Source organism: Syntrophales bacterium (assembly GCA_023229765.1).
In the GTDB taxonomy this organism is placed as follows: Bacteria; Desulfobacterota; Syntrophia; order Syntrophales; family UBA5619; genus DYTH01.
This window is the reverse complement of record JALNYO010000025.1, coordinates 14,075-35,397: the sequence shown is the minus strand read 5'-3', so window position 1 is coordinate 35,397 and position 21,323 is coordinate 14,075. Positions and strand designations below refer to the sequence as shown.

The following is a 21,323-nucleotide window of genomic DNA, read 5'->3' as shown; positions in this document are numbered from 1 at the left end:
AGCGAAAGAGGGCAACCCTCTTTCGCTTTATTATTAACTCTTCCCAATGCTTACCTGATCCGTTAATGCCCGTACAGCAAAGACGGCAGCCACAGCCCGATCGCAGGAAACATGTACAGCAAAAAGATCGCGAATACCTGAATCGCCATGAACGGCAGCATCCCGAGGAATATCTGGTTGAGCGTCACATGGGGCGGCGAAACGCCCTTCAGGTAGAATGCGGCCATCGCCACCGGCGGCGAAAGAAACGCCGTCTGGAGGTTCATTGCAACCAGCAGACCAAAGAAAAGCGGATCAACGTTAAAATGTGTCAGCAACGGGAGGAAAATCGGCAGGAAAATAATGATTATCTCGGTCCATTCCAGCGGCCAGCCCAGCAGAAAAATAACGGCCTGCGCCAACAGCATGAATTGCACGGGCGACATGTTAAGCGACTGCACCCAGGTATTGATGATTTCCTGCCCGCCAAGCAGCGCGAACGCCCCGGCAAAGATCCCCGAACCGACAAACAGCCAGCAGACCATCGCCGAGGTCTTTGCCGTGAGGAAGACCGCCTCCTTGAACATCGTAATATTGAACCGCCCGTAGGCAATCGCCATAATCAGGGCGCCGGAGGAGCCCATCGCCGCCGCCTCGGTCGGGGTCGCAAGACCGGCAATGATGGAGCCGAGAACCCCGATGATCAGAATGGACAAGGGGAAAAACGAGGTGAGCATCATCTTGAATATCTCGAGACGAACAAACGTGAAGATTGCATAGAAAACTGCAAGCGATGCCACGCAGAGTCCCAGTGTCAGCCAGTAGCCCAGCGGGGCGGGCAGACGCTCGGCGGCGGATGCAGCCGCGGGAACCGAGGCCGCATCAGGGGCAGGTGCAGCCGGCGCGGCGGCAGTCTGGGGGCTCTCCGGCGCCGCTTCCTGCGCAGCCGGTTCCGCCAGTCCTGATTCGGCGGGAGGTTCCTGCAAACCAGATTCGGCAGGGGGTTCCTGAAGGCCGCCGGCATCTTCCGGTTCCTGTAAACCGCCCTCTTCCGGTGAGGCGATATCCGTAGTAGCCACAGAGCCCATTTCCTGCAAACCGGATGTGTCCACCACTTCCGGTTTTGTAACCATAAGATAGACAGACCCCATGATCAACACTGACGCCAGCACCGGCAGAAACGCGATCAGGAGGTGGTTAAGCAGCGTTTTCAGGGGAACATCGGCGCTGCGCTTGCCCATGATCGCGCCGATTAATCCCGTCACAACGTTATTGCTCCCACCCTTGACGATCTTCTCGGCAAACAGGGGAAGGGGTACATATCTTTCCTCTTCGGAGAGCGGCGGCGCAACTTTGGGGTTAATCATCGAGTAGATGATGATGTAGGCGATATAAAGCCCGGCCAGCATCAGACCGGGGAAGAAGGCCCCGGCATAGAGCTGCATCACCGAGACGCCGGCGGTGGCGCCGTAGAGGATCAGCAGTACCGACGGCGGGATCAGAATGCCGAGTGTGCCGCCGGCAGTAACTGCGCCTGCCGCAAGTCGGGTATTGTATCCCGCTTTGAGCATCGCCGGAAAGGCGAGCAGTCCCATCAGCGTCACCACCGCGCCGATGATCCCCGAGGCGGTGGCGAAAATCGCGCAGGTAACAACAGTGGCAACGGCAAGCGATCCGGGAATGCGCGTGGTCGCCAGATGCAGGCTCTTGAAGAGATCCTGGATCAGGCTGGCCCGCTCGACCAGATAGCCCATAAAGACGAAAAGGGGTACCGAGATCAGAACGTCGTTGCTCATCACCCAGTAGGCCCGCTGCACCATCAAATCAAGAGTTTGCTGTACCGCCAAATTTTGATCTACGCTGCGGTAGGCAAACCAGGCAAACATCGTCCCGAGCCCCATCAACGTGAACGCCGTCGGAAACCCGAGCATGATCGCCACAACGATCAAGGCCAGCATCAAAAGCCCCAGATGACCGTTCGTTATCTGTCTGAAAGGCGGCATCAGAACAAAAAGGGCGATCAAAACGAGGGCAATCATCGAGATTCCAAACCATGCTCCTTTTTTCATTTGCCGCTCCCTTTCTTGCCCGTCACGAACTCATCCAACTTGGCAATATCCTCATCCTTGACGTTCATCTGCTCCTTCAGCTTTTCAACATCGACCTCCTCAACATCCTCCTGCCGCGACGGCCAGACGCCGGTCTTCAGGCAGAGGACACAGCGGACCATTTCCACAATGCCCTGCAAAAGCAGAAAGGCGCCGGCAACCGGGATGACCGTCTTGAATTGGTAAATGGGCGGGCCATCGGCGGTCATCCCCGAGTGTTCAAGGATTCGCCAGGATTCTCCGGCATAGTTGTAGCCGGCCCAACAGAGGGCGACTACCCCGGGCAGGAAAAAGACAAAGTAAAGTGTGAGGTCAAGACTGGCCTGCACGCGCGGCGGAAAGAACCCGTAGAGAACATCGCCCCGGACGTGGCCGTTCTTCGAGAGGGTGTAGGCGCCCGCCATCATGAAAAGCATCCCGTACATCTGGATCATCCCGTCAAAGGCCCAATCGTGCGGGTTGTCAAGGGCGTAGCGCGAGAACACCTCCCAGGTGATAAGCAGCGTAAGCGACACAATGAGCCAGGCGAAGATTTTCCCGACAAAGGTGCTGATCTTGTCAACGGTAAGCAAAATTTTCTGCATAGTCACACCTTTACTAAAAGCCGGCTATCCGGAGCAACCCCGGATAGCCGGCCGATGATAGTAACGCAATTCCTTACTTCTTTGCTGCGGCCTTTTTGGCCCCGAAATAGTGGTTATAAGCCATCCTCCGGTTGACGTTGGTGTCCATATCCCACTTGACCACGCGCGCGGCGAACTTCTTCTGCGACGCCTCTATATCTTTGAACATCTGATTTCCGGCTGCCTTCTTCGCCGCCGCCGCATCATAGGCCGTAAGTTCGGTATTCAGGATGGAGTCGGGGGTTTTGTAGAACTTTACCTTGTCCTTGGTCTGCAACTCAAGGTAATCCTGTGAGTAACGATCGCATGACTTCCACCACATATCTGCCGAAGCCGCCTCGACGGCGTTTTCGATGATCGCCTTCATCTTGCCGGGTAGGGCATCGAACTTGGTCTTGTTGAAGAGAATCTCGAAACTCTCCGCGTTCTGGTGGTAGCTCTGGAGCATGCAGACCTTGGAAACATCGGGGAACCCGAGAAGACGGTCGGAAGAGGCATTGTTGAACTCCGCCCCATCCAGCAGGCCGCGATCCAGGGCCGGAACAATCTCGCCGCCGGGGAGCGCATTCACCGCAGCGCCCAGACCGGTGAAAACGTCAATGGAAATGCCGACGGTGCGGAACTTCATTCCCTTGAAGTCGGAAAGCTTGGTGATCGGTTTCTTGAACCAGCCGAGCGGCTGGGTCGCCATCGGACCGTAGGGGAAGGAGACGACATTCGCGCCCAGTGAGGCGTAGAGCTTGGCCGCCAGTTCCTTGCCGCCGCCGTACTTGTTCCAGGCAAGGAGCATGTTCGCATCCATGCCGAAAGCGGGGCCTGATCCCCAGAGCGCCAGGGCGTTCTGTTTTCCGTAATGATAAACCATCACGCCATGACCGCCGTCGAGCGTCCCCTTGGAGACCGCATCCAGCAGGTTAAAGGCAGGAACAACGGAACCAGCCGGCAGCACCTCGATCTTCAGATCCCCGCCGGTCATGTCGTTCACCTTTTTGGCATAATCAAGGGCGTATTCGTGAAAGATGTCCTTGGTGGGCCATGTGCTCTGCCAACGCATGTTGATCGGCCCCTGCGCCTTGAGTATCGACGGGAAACCCAGGGTTGCCGCGCCGGCCGTAACCGCGGCCGCGGCAGTCAGGAAATTGCGGCGTGATACGCCAGTAGCCTTTGTTTCTTTGTCCAGTTCTCTCTTCTTCATAATAAACCCCTCCTTGTGTTATGGAAAAAAACCGTCCGCTTGAAGAACAATTCAAACCACACGCAACACCACCGGAAACCGTACTTACCCCGGGCACTTGATGAATTTTCCTGTCCTGAAATTATGAAATCGTTTTATACTGAACGAGAGAAAAAAGGCAACCAAACCAGCAATCGCCTGTCTTACGCCCCCAACCAACCCTTTAGAGGCAAAACTGTGTGCTTCTTTTATAAACCTTGCCAATTCTCTGTCAAGAAATATTTATGCCTGAATGATACGCAAATTTAACTGATTTTACCCGTATCAACAATGGGAAATAATCCGCAACAAATAACTTGTCAGGCGGCCAAATGCAGCTTTTAAAGGTCGAAACCCGACAGTGAGCGGTAAACCGCTAAAAGAGCAGCTTCTCCCGAAGGAGTTTCAGGTATCTCCGGCTCACCGGGACAAACCGACCGGATTTTGTCTTGATTTCCGCCGCGCCGTTTTCGCGGAGGGTGATTTCGTCCACCTGATCGATGTTGATCAGGAACTGCTTGTGGCACCGGACAAGTTCCGTTTTATCCTCAAGAACCTGGAGGGTAAGATCCGTATAGAACTCTCCCTGCGCGCAGATCACATAAACCCCTGTCTCGCCGGATCTGACCTGCTCGACATCCGCCAGTTTGATCAACTTGATCCGGGAGGAATGGAGGCAGGGAATTTTCTCGATATTCGGCAGCGCAAATACTGGTTTGATCCCGGCGCCGAAGCGTTTTTTGAGTTTTTCGACGGTTTTTGCAAGTCTCCCCTTTTCGATCGGTTTGAGCAGGTAATCGAGGGCGTTTTCTTCAAAGGCCTTAAGGGCATACGCATCATAGGCGGTTACGAAGACAACTGCCGGCATCATTGACTCATCAATCATGCCCAGCAGTTCAAACCCATCTATGACTGGCATCTGCACATCCAGGAACAAAACATCGGGTCTTTCCCGATTGATGGCCCTGATCGCTTCCGGCGCATTGGCGCACTTCCCGACATTGCTGAACTCCCCTGTTTCGCCCAGCAACGCCTCCAGCTCCTCACGGGAATAGATTTCGTCATCAACGATCAGGGCGCGCATCATGATGTTTTCGTCTCCAGCGGCAACGTAACCGTCGCCCGGGTGAATTTATCAGGTTCGCATGATATGCTAACCCCCGCATCGTCGCCAAACTGACACTTAAGCCGTTTGTCAACAATCTTTATCCCGTAGCCGTCGCCCGTTTTCTGTTCGGGAAAGATGCCGGCATTATCCTCTATTTCTATGATCGCCCGGCCGTTCCTGCGAAAGGCCCTGATTCTGGCTATTCCCTGTCCGATTGTGTTGGAAATGCCGTGTTTGAAAGCGTTTTCGACAAGGGGCTGGAGGGTGAAAGTGGGAAGAATTACCTGCAGCAGCGCAGGGTCAATGTCGATCTCCAGGGTCAGCCGGTCGTCAAAACGGGCTTTTTCGATCTGCAGATAGGAATTTACCTGGTCGAGCTCCTCCTCAAGGGTTGACAGATCGCTCCCGCGCTTCAGATTTTTCCGGAAGAAATTGGAGAGATGGATCAGCAGCTCCTTGCAGCGCGACGAATCGATCCGGAGGATGGCGATGATGGTGTTGAGCGCATTGAACAGAAAATGCGGGTTTACCTGCGCCTGCAGGAGCTTCAGTTCCGACTGCACCAGCAGGTTTTTCTGCAGCTCATAACGGGCCAGCAAAAGCTGATTCGACAGGAGGCGGGTAATCCCCTCGCCGAGCGTCTTGTTCATATTGAGAAATTTTTTGTCTTTGGGCTCAAAGAGCTGGATCGTACCGATGACGTCATTATCGATATGGAGGGGAACGACCAGGACGGAGTGCAGGGGACACTCCCCGGAAAGCGAACAGCGATACCTCTCCGTTACACCGTCTGCAAAAACGACCTTGTTTTCGTCAATCGCCGTTTTGGTAAAATGCGTGGCGATGGGGTCGCCGGGCCGGTGGTGATCGGAACCATGGCCGGTAAAGGCAATGACCTTCTCCCGGTCGGTTATGGCAACCGACCCGACGCCCGTCTCTTCGTGGATGATCCTCGCCAGCTCTACGGCCGAATCGTCGTTTATACCCCCCGCAAGAATATTCAACGTCCGTTCCGCAATTTTAAAGGCCTTTTCGTAAGAGGAGGCGACAATTCGGTCAAGCATGTTCTTCTGGTCGCGGATGATGTTTACAAACAGGGCGGCGCCGATTGCATTCGATAAGATCATCGGAAGCGCAATCACCTGCACCAGGGCGACTGCATTGGCGTAGGGACGGGAAACGAGCAGAATGATGATCATCTGCGTTATCTCCGCGCCGAACGCCGTCATAAAGGCTATCTTCGGATTCAATGTCTGGTCGGAACGGTTCTTCCGGTAGAGGTAGAGATGAACGAGCCCCCCGATTCCTCCCTCGATTGTTGTGGAAAGGCCGCAGGAGAGCGCGGTAAATCCCCCCAGAAAAAACCGGTGGAGTCCGCCCGTGAACCCGACGGCCAGTCCCAGAACGGGCCCCCCGAGAAGGCCCGCCAATACCGGACCGATCGCCCGCGTATTGGCGATGGCGTCCTGGACGGGGACCCCCAGATAGGTGCCCATAACCGACAGGGAGGAAAAAACAAAATAGAGGTAGATTCTATCGCGTCCGCGGATAGACGCGGTCGTCAGCGATTTGAAAAGCGGAGATTTGGAGTAGATGTAGGCAATAACTACAAAGACAGCCATCTCCTGCGTCAAACTGAGGAGAATTTCCATCAGTCGTGACCCGGCCATGCTGCTGTGCGGCAGCCAGGCTGATCGTAAACAAAAAACAGTCGCATCATTTCAACAACCCACATTAATTAAACTTTTTCCCGATGTGCGGGGGTAGCATTCGTTGCCGGCATTTGTCAACGGGAAAGAAAAACAGCGGACAATTATTTTTTCCGGCAGGCAATGTCTCAGTTACGGCTCCGGTAGCGGCTTGGCCTTTTCGATCAGCATGATCGGGATATCGTCTTTTATCTCATAGAGCAGCCGGCATTTTTCGCAGATGAGGCCGTCTTCCCCCGTCGCCAGCTTCAGCGGCCCCTTGCACTGGGGGCATGCCAGAATGTCCAGCAATTCCTTCCTTATTCCCATTTTTCCCTCCCAAAATTATTTGTATTAATCACTCAATAAATCCTGCCTGAACCACCCTTGCAGCATGGGAATTGCTTGTAGATGCGGAAGCTCTCTACCTCATAATTACGAATTTCTAATTACTCGATGCCGGCGCTTTTCGCCGTTGTCTGCAACGTTCCTGTTTCCCCCAGTTTCTTGCGCACAGCGTTAAAAACCTCTTCGACTGAAATCTCCGTCATGCAGCGGGGCTGCGGGCATTTCTTCCTGAAGCAGGGGCTGCAGTTGATCCCGGTACGGATAACGCGATGACCAGGGCCATAGGGACCCGTGCGGACGGGATCGGTCGGACCGAAGAGGGCAACCGTCGGCGTTCCAACCGCGGCGGCCAGGTGCATCGGCCCGGAGTCGGTTGTCACCACGATTTTTGCCCTTTTGTAGAGCGCCGCGAGCTCCCGGAGGGAGGTTTTGCCGCCGAGGTTCAGCGCCTTTGTTTTCATAAGTTTCATAATTTTTTCCAGTGGTTCCGCGTCTCCCCCGGTCAGAACGACCGTAATTCCCAGCTCCTGCCAGATCAGGTCGCCCAGGCGGGCGAACTTTTCGTCTTCCCAGAGCTTTGTTTCCCAGAAGGCAACCGGATTGACGGCGATAAAAGGCGGATGCGCCTGTTGCAAAGTAGCGCTTTTATCACGGGTTCCAACTGTTTGTGGCTTGGTGGGCATTCTGTTGACGGAGTTCCCCGGCCGGAGTGGGGAAAGTCCGAAAATTTTTTTAGAGAGCAACTCACTTACTTTCCTTTTTTCGTTTTCACCTATGGTAATCCTGAATTCCGGCGTCCCGGAAAGACAGGTTTTCTCATCCCCGCAGGCAAGGTAGCGGACAAAATCGAGATAGCGCTCGACGGCGTGTTTTTCCAGCGCTTCCGTTATCTTTTCGTTGTAGAAAAGTCTGCTTCCCTCCTGGAGGCTGTCATATCCCAGCTTTCGTTTGCCGCCGCTCAAAAAAACGATCACGGCGCTTTTGAACAGGCCGTGAAAATCTATCACCAGATCGTATTTTCGCGAGCGCAGTTCTGCAAGAAATGCACGCATTTCCCTGAACGGCTTGGCGATCATTCCCTGGCGCAATTCCTTTAGCCAGCGCTTCCGGCCCGAGACGATCACCCGGTTCAGAGCGGGGTGATCCTGGAGCAGATCGGCTGCCGCCTCCTCGACCACCCAGGTGATGTCGGCCTCCGGCCATAAGCGGCGCAACGCGGCAAGCGAGGGCAGCGTGTGGATGACGTCGCCGATCGCGCTCAACTTGACAATCAGGATGTTCACCGTTTCTCCCTGCCCTGGTCGGCGATTATCCACCTGACCGCCTCCTCAAGGGTTGTCGCTACATACACCGGATGGTACACCCCGGCTTTTTCCCGGTCGAAACCGGCGAGCGCCGCGGCGGATTCCGCGCCGTATCCTGTCTGCACCAGCACCCCCGGAACGCCGGCTCGCCCGCCCGCCTCGATATCCTTCAGCGTGTCGCCGATGATATAGGAATCATTAAGTGAAAGGGCCAGCTCCTCTGCCGCCCGCAGCAGCATCCCCGGCGCCGGCTTCCGGCAGGAGCACTCCTGCAGATAGCTTCCCATTCCGTCAGTCGGGTGGTGCGGGCAGTAGTAGAAGCGGTCGATCCAGGCCCCTTTTGCTTCCAAAAATTTCTGCATTTTCTCGTGGATCGCCGCGACCATCGCCTCATCAAAAAAACCGCGGGCAACCCCAGACTGGTTTGTGACAACAATGGCCTTCAGGCCGCTTTTGTTGATCAGGCGGATTGCCCGGGCCGCGCCAGGAATCATGCGGAGCTTCTCCGGCTGGTCCAGATAGCCGACCTCTTCGTTAATTGTCCCATCACGGTCCAGAAAAATTGCGGCCTGTTTTTTCCCGTCGTTTTGCATTATCCTGATTCCTTTGTATGAAAATCCCCCCATCCCCCCTTTGCCAAAGGGGGGCAAGGGGGGATTTTCATGTTTCGTTGTGCCCCACGGGCATGGGGGTTTAGCGGCGATTGCAGGCATTGTTGGCCAATCGCATGCTTATGCCCCACGGGCATGGGGGTTTAGCGCAAAGCGCAGCTTAATGTTCAAAAATCGCCCATACCCTGATAGGTACTCTCCTGATTCGGCACGCCGATCCCGACGCGGGGATTTTCCTGAAGGAGCTTTCGCGCCGTTTCGCAGACCTCTGCAACCGTTATCAGCTTCATGCACCTAAAATCGGTTGGGCAGACCGGCTTCAGGCAGGGGCTGCAAGGAACATCGTGGTGAATGACAACGCTCTTTTCGCCGGCCGGCGACGTCGTCGCGGGATTGGTCGAGCCGAAGATCGCCACCGTCGGGATTCCAAGCGCCCCGGCAACGTGCATCAATCCGGAATCATTTGAGATAAAGATGTCACAGCGGGCAATGAGGGCGATCGCCTCTTTGAGATTTGTCTTCCCTGAGATGTCAATCAGTTTATGGCTGGTGTGTTCCTGCACTGCCGCGGCGCTCGCCCGATCCCCCTCGCTTCCAAAGACGATGACCTGCCCCTTGTATTCTTCGATCAGGAAATTGGCGACGGAGGCGAAGCGGTCGGGAAGCCATCTTTTGGCGGGGCCATACGCGGCGCCCGGGGAAATGCCAATCAGTATGCCCCTTTCGGCGATGCCGAAGCGGGAAAAGAGTGATTCCGCAAGGGCGGCGTAATCATGCCCAGCATGGAGTCGTGGTTTCCTTGCAACCGGCGGACAGCCGAGCGCCCGCACCATCTCGAGGTAGTAGTCGCTCTGCGGCGCCCGGCGGATTGCCGCAGTCCGACGGACGGAGTGGGTAAGCAGCATCCCCCGTCCGTCGGAGTTATAACCGGCGCGTCGGGGAATGGCCGCCAGCTTCGCGATAATCGCTGCCTCGATCGCGTTTTGCAGGAGGATGGCGCAGTCGAAACCTTTTTCCTGCAATTCTTTGGCCAGACGCAACTTCCCGACTATCCCCGCATGTCGCCCCGGTTGTTCAAAGATGATAACCTCGTCGATCTGGCTTGCCAGCCGGTAAACCTCGGCCACCCAGGGCTTTGCGAGAACGGATATCCTTGCGTCCGGCCACCGGGCGCGGATGGCGGCGACGGCGGGGAGGGTCATCACCACATCCCCGATCCAGTTCGTCCCCCGGATCAGCAGTCGGTCGATCCCGCCATCCGGCAGTTTTTTATGGCCCCGGACACTCAGGGGTATATTTTTTTCAGGGGCTTCCATCTATAATTTCCGTGTTAGATAGCGGCTACGGACGCGACGGAGCGCGTCCCTCCATTTTCTTAACATCAAGCTTCGCCTGCATCCTTGCCTTTGAGACGGTGTGCCGTCATGAGCGTTTCACCTGCTTTTCAGCGGAATCTGGCAGAACTGAGTCTTCCAGCGCTGGTGAATCCAGAGCCACTGCTCGGGATATTTCCGCACCGTATCTTCAATAACCTTCGTAAAGCGCTGCGTGTTGGCGATTACATCCGCATCGCGGTCTCCTGTGTCGATAATCTCCAGTGCCGGCTCGATGACGAGACGATAACGCCCCTCCGCCAGCCTGATCAGATAAGCGGGCAGCACCGGGGCGCCACTGTGGAGAGCAAGATGCGCAAGACCGCTCGTTGTGCAGGCAGGTCTGCCGAAGTAATTGACAAACACCCCTTCGTACCAGTCTGTGTTCTGATCGAGCAGGATCCCGATCATCCCGTTTTTATGAAGCGTGCGGATCATCGACCGCATCGCATTTTCCTTGGGAAGCGGTTTGTTGCCAGAGGCGGAACGCACGCGGGAGACAAGTCTGTCGAGAAGCGGGCTGTCGAGGGGGCGGTAGATGACGACTGCCGGTTTGACAAGCAGGGCAATCGACGCGGCCTCCAGCTCCCAGTTACCGAAATGGGCGCTGAACAGAAGGACGCCCCGCCCCTTGGCGAGCGCCCGTGCGCAGTTCTCAAGCCCCTCGGTCTCGACAATTTCCCGAACATTTTCACTGGTAAGTTTCGGGATATCGAAGAACTCCGCCGCCACAATTCCCAGCGTTCGATAGACGCCGCGGGCGATTTTCAGTATCTCTCCATCTGTTTTCTCCGGAAAGGCGCAGCGGAGGCTGTGCAGGGCAATCATCCGCTGGCGGGGAACAAGGTAATAGAAAACACGGGCAAGGCCGATGAACAGCCTCCTGCGCAAAGATACTGGAATTGCCTGAAAGATAGCCAGCAGGATGCCGGCAAGTCGTTCCTTGCTCACTATGTATGCCCTATCGTATAAAAAAATCGGGGCGTATATCCCTTGAAATCACCCACCCCACTTCTTTGCCACGTCAACGTCGCTATCATTGACACAAGTCCCGGCTGAAGGCAAGGGCGGAATCGTGACGGCATGCTGGGGACTTCGCGCCACGCGGCAGGCTCTGCGGCGACCGTTCGCAAAGGTATCGACTATCCGCTTAAGGAATGCTGCCCAGCCCGGGATTACCCTTGCGTCAGCCCTTTTTTTGAGGCAAACAAGAGCAGATGGTAAATTGCAAGCCCCTCGTTTGCGATGCAACACGATGCAAAATATCCCTTGACACGCAAAAATGGCCCCCCTATACTCCCACCGCGAAAAAGGAAGTTCTTATCAATAATTATTTATCAATTAATTCAATTGGATAACCTGCGCGGCGCTGTGGACGCCGCTTGAGGGTGACAATGATGAACGCAGTGTTACTACATCTTAGCGACATTCATATCAGAAACTCTAGTGACCCCATCCTGCAAAAGGGGGAGGCGATTGCTGCCTCTGTCTATTCATTTCTACCATCCGCTTCCCACGTATTCATCGTTGTTTCGGGTGATATTGCATTTTCCGGAGAAGATCCTCAGTATGCTTTGGCCATAGACTTTTTCAAAGAAATTAAATCCAAGATTCAGACGGAGTCACCAATACCAGTGTCTTTTATTATCGTTCCCGGCAATCATGATTGTAATTTTCAACTGAATTCGGGAGTGAGGCAAATAATAGTAAAAAGTATTGAGGACGCCAGCACCCCAACGGTTGACTCTTCGATTATAGATACTTGCACATCTGTTCAGAAATCTTTTTTCGAATTTAGGAATGCTCTCGAAGAAAACGACATTACCCATGATGATCCTCTTTGGAGGTCATGCCATTTTGACATTAATGGTAAATTCATTGGTTTCGAATCATTAAATATATCATGGATGTCCAATTTATCTGAGAGTCCCGGACGCCTTTACTTCCCTATAGACTCATACTCGGAAATAGATACGACTGGTGTCGACATCCGTTTAGTAGTGTTGCATCACCCGCTGAACTGGTTTGGTCAGAGTATTTATCGCCCCTTTCGTTTTTTTATTCGAAATCGTGCTGATATTGTTATCTCCGGGCACGAACATCAGGGAAACGTCGGAATTAATAACGACACGGAAAGCGATAGAAGCGCTTTTATCGAAGGATGTGTCTTGCAAGATGAAGAAAACCCGTCGGAGTCATCTTTCAACACCGTGGTCATTGAACTTGACCGCAAGCAGTTTTCATCAACCAGATATAGATGGGATGGAACCCGATATACCCCAACGGAGGAAGGATCGTGGACCGATTATCGGGACCTTCCAACAAAGAAGATCAATCCGTTCACTATTGAAGCGTCCTTTCAAGAGGCATTGGACGATCCCGGCGCTTTTTTTCAGCACCCCGGAGGTCAAAAAATAACCCTTTCAGATATTTTTGTTTATCCTGATCTGAGAAAAATTAATAACGGGGGAATCAAGGAGAGAACATTCATAAGCTCAGAAAACCTTCTGTCTCCAGATTTTACCGTTAACGGCGTTCTAATAGAGGGGGATGAAAAGGTTGGCTGCACAAGCCTCCTATACCAACTCTATCGTCAATATCACGACCGCGGTTTTGTCCCCCTTCTGATAAACGGGAAACACCTCAAAAAGACACAAGAAACTGAAATAGACGCACTTATCAGGCGTGAAGTAGGCGTTCAATATGGTACCTGCAACATTACTGCTTTTGACCAACTTTCAAAAGATCATAAAATCCTACTTCTGGATGACTTCGATGACGGGCCATTAAAGGCTGCAGATGCACGCAGGGGGGTCCTCTGTGCGCTACGAAAACGATTTGGGCATTTTGTTGTCACAGTCAATGAAATGTTCGAGATCAGAGAAATGCTTTCCGGCGATGCTCCGCGGGAACTTATTTCACTGGAACATTATCATATGCAAGCCTTTGGTTATGCACGCAGATCGCAACTGATACAACGATGGTTCAATCTTGCGAAAGATGGCACTGTTGACGATGCGGAATTTATTTCGAGATGTGACCAAGCCGAACGACTAATGAACGCAGTAATGACAAAGACGGTGATACCGTCCATTCCACTTTATTTGCTTACTCTTTTGCAGAGCATCGAGGCGGGACGGAGTGGAGACTTCAAGGAAAGCGCGCTTGGCCACTATTACCACTACCTGCTGACCGAGGCATTTAGAAATTCCGGCGTTAAGACCGACAAATTAACGGAAGTTTTCCAATATGCTGTCCAACTCGCCGCAGAATTTCACTATCGAAAGAAAGATGAGCTTTCAGAATCCGAACTGGTCGATTTCAATAACAGATTTTCGGCCAAGTGGCATACTGTTGATTTCAGAGAGCGCATCGATATGCTCGTTCGGGCCCGAGTGCTGCGTAAGATTGGAGATTATTATGCGTTTAGATACCCTTACATTTACTACTATTTGAAGGGACTGTACCTGAGTGAAAGCTTAGCTGACGAGGAAATTCGCAAATATATCAGGCATTGCTGTGAACATCTCTATGTGCGTGATCACGCCAATACTATCCTTTTTCTTGCGCACCACACGAACGATGAATTTGTTATCAACACGCTTTCAGAAGCGATTCATAATCTTTTTAAAAATCGCGCACCGGTTACATTCAATGGTGATACAAATGGCATCACAAATTTGATTGAGGATGCTCCAAAACTTATTTATTCTGGGGTGAAACCACTACAGCATCGCAAGGAATCCGACGAATTACGGGATGAACTTGATGACGGCAACGACGGATTGGCCGAATCCGAGGAAGAGGCTGATGAGCTTAGTCTGATAGCTCAGATCATTGCTCTCTTCAAGACCACAGAGATTCTTGGACAGGTTTTAAAGAATCAATACTCAAAGATCTCGCGAACAAGAAAAGGTAGTCTCCTGGAAGAATTATTCAAGGGTCCTTTGCGAGCACTCGGAGACTTTTATGCTTTTTGCGAGAAGAATCCCGATGCAATTGTTGCCGAAATCGAGGCAGCGATCCAACGCAGAGGTAAAGAAGACAATGAGGAGGCAAGGAAGAAGATTGCTCGGAGGGTCGTCGCAGGAATCGTTCAAATCGTGTCCTTTGGGTTCGTGATGAAGGCAGCGCGGGGCGCAAATTCAGACAGCCTGTTCGAGGACATCAACGATGTCGTTAAACGAAATGACACTTTAGCGTTCAAGTTGATCGATCTCTGTATCCACCTGGATTCACCAAAGCCAATACCAAAACAAAAACTCTCCCAACTCTGCAAGGAAGCAGAGAAAGATTTGGTCGCCTCCAGGATCATAAGGCTCATGGTCCTGAACCGACTATACATGTTTAAAACCACAGAGCAGGAAATGCAATGGGTGCATGAGAAGCTAGATATCGATATAAAAAAACAACATGTAATCACATATCAAGAAAACAAACAGCGGTTGATCAAATGATCGCTTGATCATGATGCGACGACAGCAAAACAATCATGCATAGGAGAAATTAAACCCCATGGCATTGTCCCTCAACAAGCCAAAACTCGATAACCTCGCTGGCGAAATCTGGAAATCAGCCGTGCGTCTGCGCGGGAAGTTCAAGGCTTACGAATACCAGAATGTCATCCTGCCGATCATCGTCATCCGTCGTCTCGAATGTGTACTGATTGCCTGGCGTGAAAAAAGACGGGCAGAAGTTCTGGCAAAGCGCCCTAAACTGGGGGAGAAAGAACTCGCCAAGCTTGTCAAGGATCTCGAGTTGAATCCAAAGCAGTCGCCGTTTTCCAACAAGACCGACTGGACGCTCCGCAAAATCGTCGAAGAGGATCCCACACTGCTCACAGATAACTTCCGCGACTATATCAACGGATTCTCCAAGAACGTCGACGACATCATCGAGAATTTCAATTACCGCGCGACCATCAGCCAGATGGTGAAAAACAACCGCCTGGCCCCAATCCTCAACCAGTACAAGGAACTGGAACTCGGCCCCGACAATCTTTCGCCGCTGGAGATGGGCTACATTTACGAGGAATTACTCCGGCGCTTCTCTGAACAGAGCGGTGAGGAGGCCGGGGATCACTTCACCCCCCGCGAGGTGATCCGGCTGATGGTTGAGCTGCTGGACATCCCCATTCCCGACCGGCACATCTCCATCTATGATCCTGCCTGCGGGACAGGAGGCATGCTTTCCGTCGCGAAGGAACACCTGCTCGACCGCGCAGACACGCCAGAAGAAAAGGCCGCCGTCGAAAAATACGTCACTGTTCATGGGCATGAGCTCTCCCCGACGAACTACGCCATCTGCCAGGCCGACCTGCCCATCAAAAACGATCGTCAGGCCAAGATTCATCTTGGCAACTCGCTCATCCCCCACGATCCTCATAGCAAGGAACCGGGCGACCAGCTTCCCGAAAGCAAATTCCGTTTTGACTTCATGCTGTCCAATCCACCCTTCGGGGTTACCTGGGGCGGCAAGGATGGCTACGAAACGGAAGTACGGAAGCTCAGGACGAATCGCTACCGGGCAGGTTTGCCGAGGACCGACAACGGACCTTTTCTCTTCCTGCAGACCATGCTTGCCAAGATGAAGCCTGCCGGACAAGGAGAAAGCCGCATCGCCATCGTCTTCAACGGCTCGCCCCTTTCAAATGGCGACTGTGGCTCGGGAGAGAGCGAAATCCGCCGCTGGATTCTCGAAAACGACTGGCTTGACGCCATCGTCATGCTGCCCGACCAGCTTTTCTACAACACCGGCATCTTCACCTACATCTGGTTGCTGCGCAGCGAAAAGCCCGCCTCGCACCTGGGTCGTGTGATGCTCATCGACGCCCGCCGGCAATACGAAAAGGAGCCGAGGTCCTTCGGCAGCAAACGCAATCGCATCACCGATGCGAATCGCGCCTGGATCGAGGAACGTTATTGCAACGGTTGGGCCGAAGGTTACGCCGATGAGCAGGTGAAGCTGTTTCGGCGCGATGACTTCGCTTATCACAAGGTCGGCGTCGTCTTCTGGCAGTTCGACGAGCAGGACCAGCCGGCCACGATCACCGAGCCCTATGAGAAAGCCTTTACCGCAGCGAACCTCAAAAAAGAGCAGGAGTTCTACGACAGTGATCTATCCTTCTGCATCCGCCTAAAAAATGGCAAAGGGGAAGAGATCAAGAAGATAGTTATTACCCCCAGGGATAACGCCGCTAAAAAGTTCAAGGCGCTGATGGAGGACAGACCGGAGGTCCTCTCCGTCGAATGGACGCACCGCGACTATGTCAAGGACGACGAGTACATCCCCCACGGCGAGGAGATCGAGGCCTTTCTGAAACGGGAAATCGCCAAGCCGATCATCCGTTGGCAGGACAGCCCGCAGATGGGCTACGAAATCCTGCCCAACAAATACTTCTACCGTTACCAGCCCCCCACGCCCGCGAGGGAGCTGCTGGCGGAGTTCTGGCGGTTGGAGAAGGAGGCGGAGAAGATGCTGGAGGGACTTGGAAAATGAAGAAGAATAAATCGTCCCTGCACATGCCTAACCCTATCGCCGCCGACCAAGTAAGCGACCCTGTAACCGACCAAGTCAAATCCTTCCTGGGCGTCCCGTCGGCAGGTGACACAACCCTGTCCGAGGCCATGAAGAATCTGAAAATGGGACTGGTCGAGATGAAACAGCCGGAGGCGCCGCGCAGCCCCACCCAGCGCTATCGCTTGACGCTGAAAGGCCGCAACTTCTTGGAGGGGCCGGGAAATCCATGAAATGCAACCCTTCAGACTGGACAATTGACCGACTCAAGGACGTGGCCGTTATCAATGCTTTGTCTTTGCCTGCTGACACTGACCCGGATTACGAGTTCAATTACCTCGAAATCTCGAACGTGGACTATTACGGGATCGTTGACCCGAATGCCATTGAGCGCTTATGTTTTGAAAACGCCCCATCGCGAGCAAGGCGATGTATTGAGAAGAATAACACCGTGATTTCATCAGTCAGGCCTAACTTACAGGCCGTGGCATTCTGCCCCAATGGCCAGAGTAATTTCGTTTGTTCGACTGGTTTCAATGTTGTGAAATCTGACGAAAGAAAACTTATACCTAAATTTGTATATTACGCATTGATCTCGGAGTATGGTCGGCAATACTTTGAGGCAACAGCAAAGGGTGTTGGTTATCCGGCAATTGATGATAAGGACTTCAGTTCGTTCTCCATGCCACTGCCTCCCTTGTCGGAACAGAAAGGGATTGCGGTGTATCTGGATAGGAGTTGCACGGCAATCGACGCGGCCATGGCTGCCAAACGCCGCCAGATCGAAATACTGGATTCAATGGTTATTTCAACCATCCAGCATGCCGTGACACAGGGCTTGAATCCCGACGTCCAGATGATGCCGTCTGGTCTCGATTGGCTCCCGAGAATTCCCGGCCATTGGAAGGTGCAGCAGATCAAGCGACGTTGTGAACTCCTTCGCGGCAAATTTAGTCATCGTCCCAGGAACGATCCAGCGTTCTACGATGGAGACTATCCGTTCGTTCAGACGGGAGACATTACTGCTGCTGAGAAATACATCCGCAGTTACTCTCAAACCCTGAACGATCTTGGTTTTAGTATCAGCAAGATGTTTCCCCGGGGAACCCTCGTTATGTCGATTGCGGCAAATGTTGGAGACGTAGCAATCTTGGATTTTGAGGCTTGTTTTCCTGACAGCATGGTTGGTCTCGTACCCAACCACCATACCCATTTGGATTTCCTCTATTATCTGATGCGCGCTATGAAAGGCATCCTCCTTCGCTCGGCTGTCCTCACAACACAGTTGAACCTGAACTATGTTCGCATTGGTACTAACTTTGCCCCTTTCCCGCTAAAGGAAGAGCAGGTACAAATTGCCGAATATCTGGATGAAAAGATGGGCGAAATAAGGACAACGAAAGCTATTCTCAACAACTCGATCGAAACCCTCCTCGCCTACCGCAAGTCGCTAATCCACGAATGCGTCACGGGTCAACGGCGGATTACAGAGGCGGATCTGAACCAGGTGAAAGCCTATGGCTAAACAGAGGAAAGCCCCGGAACTGAAATTTCAAGAGCATATTGCGGATTTCCTTATCCGCGAGCACGGCTACTGCGTCCTCGAACAGACCGACATCACGGACGCCGAGCACTACATCGCCGAAGATCAGCTCTGGGCCTTTCTCAAGGCCACCCAAGCCGATATGATCAAGAAGCTGGCGGATGACTATGGCACGGATGCACGGGACGAGGTGTTTCGGGCGCTCCGCAGGGAACTGGAACATACGCCGCTTTGGATGATCTTTCGTCAGGGCTTAAAGGTGCGAGGGCTTGAGTTTCACCTCTACTATGCCAAACCACGCTCATTGGAAAGCGCCGCCGCGACAAAGCACGGCGAAAACCGCATCACCTTCCGCCCCCATTTCTACTTCGGGGAAACAAACCAAGAAATCGACTTTGTCCTGTTCCTCAATGGCCTGCCTATCGTGGCCATGGAGGTCAAACACGAGAAAAACCAAAATGTCCATGACGCAGTGGCGCAGTTCGCGGGCCGGGATCACGCCCGTAAGATCTTCCGTCATCCCTTTCTTTACCTCGTTGCCGACACCAGCGATGTTATGGCGGCCAGTGATCCAAGTCGCGTCGAAAACTTCCGGTGGCACAACACGGGTCTGACCAACGCGCCGCAAACGGCGGGCGAATACCCGGTGGAGTTCCTCTACCGGGAAGTCCTGTCGAAAAACCAGATCCTGGAGATGCTGTCTTTCTTCCTCATTCGCGCTCCCGAACGCGAGGCGGAGGAAGATAAACCGGCATCGTCTGCCTTCACGATCCTGCCGCGCTACCACCAGAGCCGCATGGTGCGCAAAGTGGCCGACGATGCGGCGGCTCACTTCGCTGCAACGGGCGATATCGGGCGGAAATACCTCATTGACCACTCAGCGGGCAGCGGCAAGACCCTCTCCATCTGCTGGCTTGCCGACCGCCTCCACAGCCTCTTCAAGCCCGGCACGAACGAAAAACTGGTGGACGCCGTCTTCATCCTGACCGACCGCAAGTCCCTTGATACGAACATCCGGGAAGATATCGAGAAATTTACGCACCTCAAGGCTGTGGTGGGGCTGGCCCGAAAATCGGAAGACCTGCCCCGTTTCTTGAAGGAGCGCAAACCGATCGTTGTTACGACCCAGCAAAAATTTGCCTGGGTTCTAGAGGAGATCGAGAAAAACCCCGATTTGAAGGAACTGCGCGTGGCGTTTCTGATCGATGAAGCGCACCGGTCGCAGGAAGGCAGGATGGGCGTGGCCATCCGCGTGCCTTTTCGCAAGACGGACGATCCGGATGTGGACGATGCGACCGAGGATGATCAGGATGAAGAAGAGAAAATTGCCAGGATCATCCGCGAGCATGACCGCAACCAGCTTTTCGTAGCTTTCACCGCGACGCCCGCCCCATCCACCCTTACCCTGTTCGGGTCGCCGTTCGATACATACAGCGAAGCCGAGGCCATTGCCGAGGGCTATATCGTAGACGTGGCGACAAGCATAATTTCCTACAAGACGCTCTACCATCTGCATTGCGCTATCGTGCCGCCACCGGATGAGGAAAGGCTCTACCCGATAGGCGTCGTTGCCAAGGCTCTCCAAAACGTCGCCTACCAGGATGACGGCTTGATCCAATACAAGGCCGAGATCATGCTCCGCATCTTCGAGAAGGACGTAAAGCCGCTTATCAGCGGCCGCGCCAAAGCGATGATCGTAGCGACATCGAGGATCGCGGGGCTCCGCTACTTTGATATCATCAAGGAAAAGCTCAAAGAACGAGGAGCGGACTACAAGGCGCTCTATGCCTTCTCGGATTTTGTCCATCCCGAAACCAACGCAGCCGTCAGCGAACATGCGGTCAACGGTCTGCGGGATGGCGAATTGATCGAAGATCGTTTCGAGGGAGACGATTACCGGCTGATGATCGTGGCCAACAAGTTCCAGACCGGATTCGACCAGCCCCTGCTTGCCGGCATGTTCCTCGACAAGCCTGTCGTGGACAGAAACGCCGTGCAAACGGTGTCGCGTCTGAACCGCTGCCACGAGGGGAAAAAGGATGTCGTCGTAGTGGACTTTACAAACAACGCCGCGGCGATCCTGAGGGCGTTCGCCAAGTACCGGAAAGGGACCCCCTTCGAGCCGGATGAGCCGGACCCGGCACTGTGCACAAGGCTGCACTCAGAGATTTTGGCGGCGGGAGTCTTCACCCAGCAGGATGCCACTGATTTCGTAAAACTGCTGGCTGCGGGAACGGACGCGCAGGTGCAGTATGCCGTGCATGGCTTCCGCATTCGTTTCCAAGCGAGACTCGGCTCGCTGGAGGTGCGAAAGGTCTTTGTCTATCTCCTGGCCAGGTTGGTAAAGAGCTTTCACTTTCTCACCTGTTTTTTTACCTATCCGGACGAAATCAGACAGTTCGCCGCGTTTGCGGAATATGTCGGGCCACAACTCATCAAACAGGGCAGCATCTCTGAACTGATGAAGCAGATCCGTCAGACCGAGGTCATCAAGTCTGCCGTAACATACGAGGGTGAAGTCCGAAGCGGAGGCAAGGTGAAGCTCAAACCGGGCAGGGGCGGGAAAGGTCCAGGTCCGCCGCCGAAAAAAGTTTCGGTTCAGGATATAATCGCTGACATTCGGGCCAGGTTCGACATCAGCGACGAGGAGGCCCTCTATATCAGACAGGTGACCGAAGCAAAAGTGGCAGATCCGGTCATCCGCAGTACCGTTCATGCCCATCGCGAAGATAGTGTTTATCTCGAAGGCGCATATCGTGGACAGGTCAATGGCGAGATACAGGAAACGTATGATGAACTCGGCCGCTATGAAGAGTTGAGCGACCCGAAATACACAGACCCCAGCGGCATTTTCGATATCATGGCGTTTACGGTGATTCAAAACCATCTATTCGTCGCGGCATAACGAG

Annotated in this window: 15 protein-coding genes; 5 read left to right on the top strand and 10 right to left on the bottom strand. The window is 53.6% G+C overall.

Translation table 11 applies throughout. The features are described 5' to 3' along the window. Positions 1-62: 62 nt before the first annotated feature. From M0P74_12535 to M0P74_12490, 10 genes are all read right to left on the bottom strand, one after another. Positions 63-2,048 (bottom strand): TRAP transporter large permease subunit, encoded by a 1,986-nt coding sequence (locus tag M0P74_12535; protein MCK9364410.1) that lies wholly within the window; start codon positions 2,046-2,048, stop codon positions 63-65. Beyond that, a complete protein-coding gene (locus M0P74_12530; GenBank protein MCK9364409.1) occupies positions 2,045-2,671 on the bottom strand; it encodes a TRAP transporter small permease subunit in 627 nt (208 codons plus the stop codon). The genes M0P74_12535 and M0P74_12530 overlap by 4 nt, the downstream gene beginning before the upstream one ends. A 73-nt stretch (positions 2,672-2,744) precedes the next feature. Beyond that, the gene (locus tag M0P74_12525) at positions 2,745-3,905 is read right to left on the bottom strand and encodes a twin-arginine translocation signal domain-containing protein (protein MCK9364408.1); all 1,161 of its coding nucleotides are present in this window, start codon (positions 3,903-3,905) and stop codon (positions 2,745-2,747) included. A gap of 394 nt (positions 3,906-4,299) precedes the next feature. After that, positions 4,300-5,010, bottom strand: a complete 711-nt coding sequence (btsR, locus tag M0P74_12520) for a two-component system response regulator BtsR (GenBank protein MCK9364407.1) — start codon at positions 5,008-5,010, stop codon at positions 4,300-4,302. After that, positions 5,007-6,683 (bottom strand): sensor histidine kinase, encoded by a 1,677-nt coding sequence (locus M0P74_12515; GenBank protein ID MCK9364406.1) that lies wholly within the window; start codon positions 6,681-6,683, stop codon positions 5,007-5,009. The genes btsR and M0P74_12515 overlap by 4 nt, the downstream gene beginning before the upstream one ends. Before the next feature lie 189 nt (positions 6,684-6,872). Next, positions 6,873-7,049, bottom strand: a complete 177-nt coding sequence (locus M0P74_12510) for a Trm112 family protein (GenBank protein ID MCK9364405.1) — start codon at positions 7,047-7,049, stop codon at positions 6,873-6,875. A gap of 119 nt (positions 7,050-7,168) precedes the next feature. After that, entirely contained in the window at positions 7,169-8,383 is a 1,215-nt protein-coding gene (gene waaC / locus M0P74_12505) for a lipopolysaccharide heptosyltransferase I (GenBank protein ID MCK9364404.1), read from the bottom strand. Further along, positions 8,347-8,964 (bottom strand): HAD family hydrolase, encoded by a 618-nt coding sequence (locus tag M0P74_12500; GenBank protein ID MCK9364403.1) that lies wholly within the window; start codon positions 8,962-8,964, stop codon positions 8,347-8,349. Before M0P74_12500 ends, waaC begins: the two co-directional genes overlap by 37 nt. Positions 8,965-9,149: 185 nt before the next feature. Continuing rightward, complete coding sequence (waaF, locus tag M0P74_12495) at positions 9,150-10,298, bottom strand: lipopolysaccharide heptosyltransferase II (protein MCK9364402.1); 1,149 nt, start codon at positions 10,296-10,298, stop codon at positions 9,150-9,152. A gap of 117 nt (positions 10,299-10,415) precedes the next feature. Beyond that, a complete protein-coding gene (locus tag M0P74_12490) occupies positions 10,416-11,306 on the bottom strand; it encodes a lysophospholipid acyltransferase family protein (GenBank protein ID MCK9364401.1) in 891 nt (296 codons plus the stop codon). A gap of 443 nt (positions 11,307-11,749) precedes the next feature. Between M0P74_12490 and M0P74_12485 the strand changes: the two genes are divergently transcribed. From M0P74_12485 to M0P74_12465, 5 genes are read left to right on the top strand one after another with little or no spacing between them, the layout of a single operon-like run. Further along, on the top strand, positions 11,750-14,812 hold the full coding sequence (locus M0P74_12485) for a metallophosphoesterase (protein MCK9364400.1): 3,063 nt from the start codon (positions 11,750-11,752) through the stop codon (positions 14,810-14,812). Positions 14,813-14,870: 58 nt separating this feature from the next. Continuing rightward, complete coding sequence (locus M0P74_12480; protein MCK9364399.1) at positions 14,871-16,853, top strand: type I restriction-modification system subunit M; 1,983 nt, start codon at positions 14,871-14,873, stop codon at positions 16,851-16,853. After that, on the top strand, positions 16,850-17,104 hold the full coding sequence (locus M0P74_12475; protein ID MCK9364398.1) for a hypothetical protein: 255 nt from the start codon (positions 16,850-16,852) through the stop codon (positions 17,102-17,104). The genes M0P74_12480 and M0P74_12475 overlap by 4 nt, the downstream gene beginning before the upstream one ends. Continuing rightward, positions 17,101-18,396, top strand: a complete 1,296-nt coding sequence (locus tag M0P74_12470; protein ID MCK9364397.1) for a restriction endonuclease subunit S — start codon at positions 17,101-17,103, stop codon at positions 18,394-18,396. The genes M0P74_12475 and M0P74_12470 overlap by 4 nt, the downstream gene beginning before the upstream one ends. Continuing rightward, on the top strand, positions 18,389-21,319 hold the full coding sequence (locus M0P74_12465) for a DEAD/DEAH box helicase family protein (GenBank protein MCK9364396.1): 2,931 nt from the start codon (positions 18,389-18,391) through the stop codon (positions 21,317-21,319). The genes M0P74_12470 and M0P74_12465 overlap by 8 nt, the downstream gene beginning before the upstream one ends. Positions 21,320-21,323: the final 4 nt, after the last annotated feature.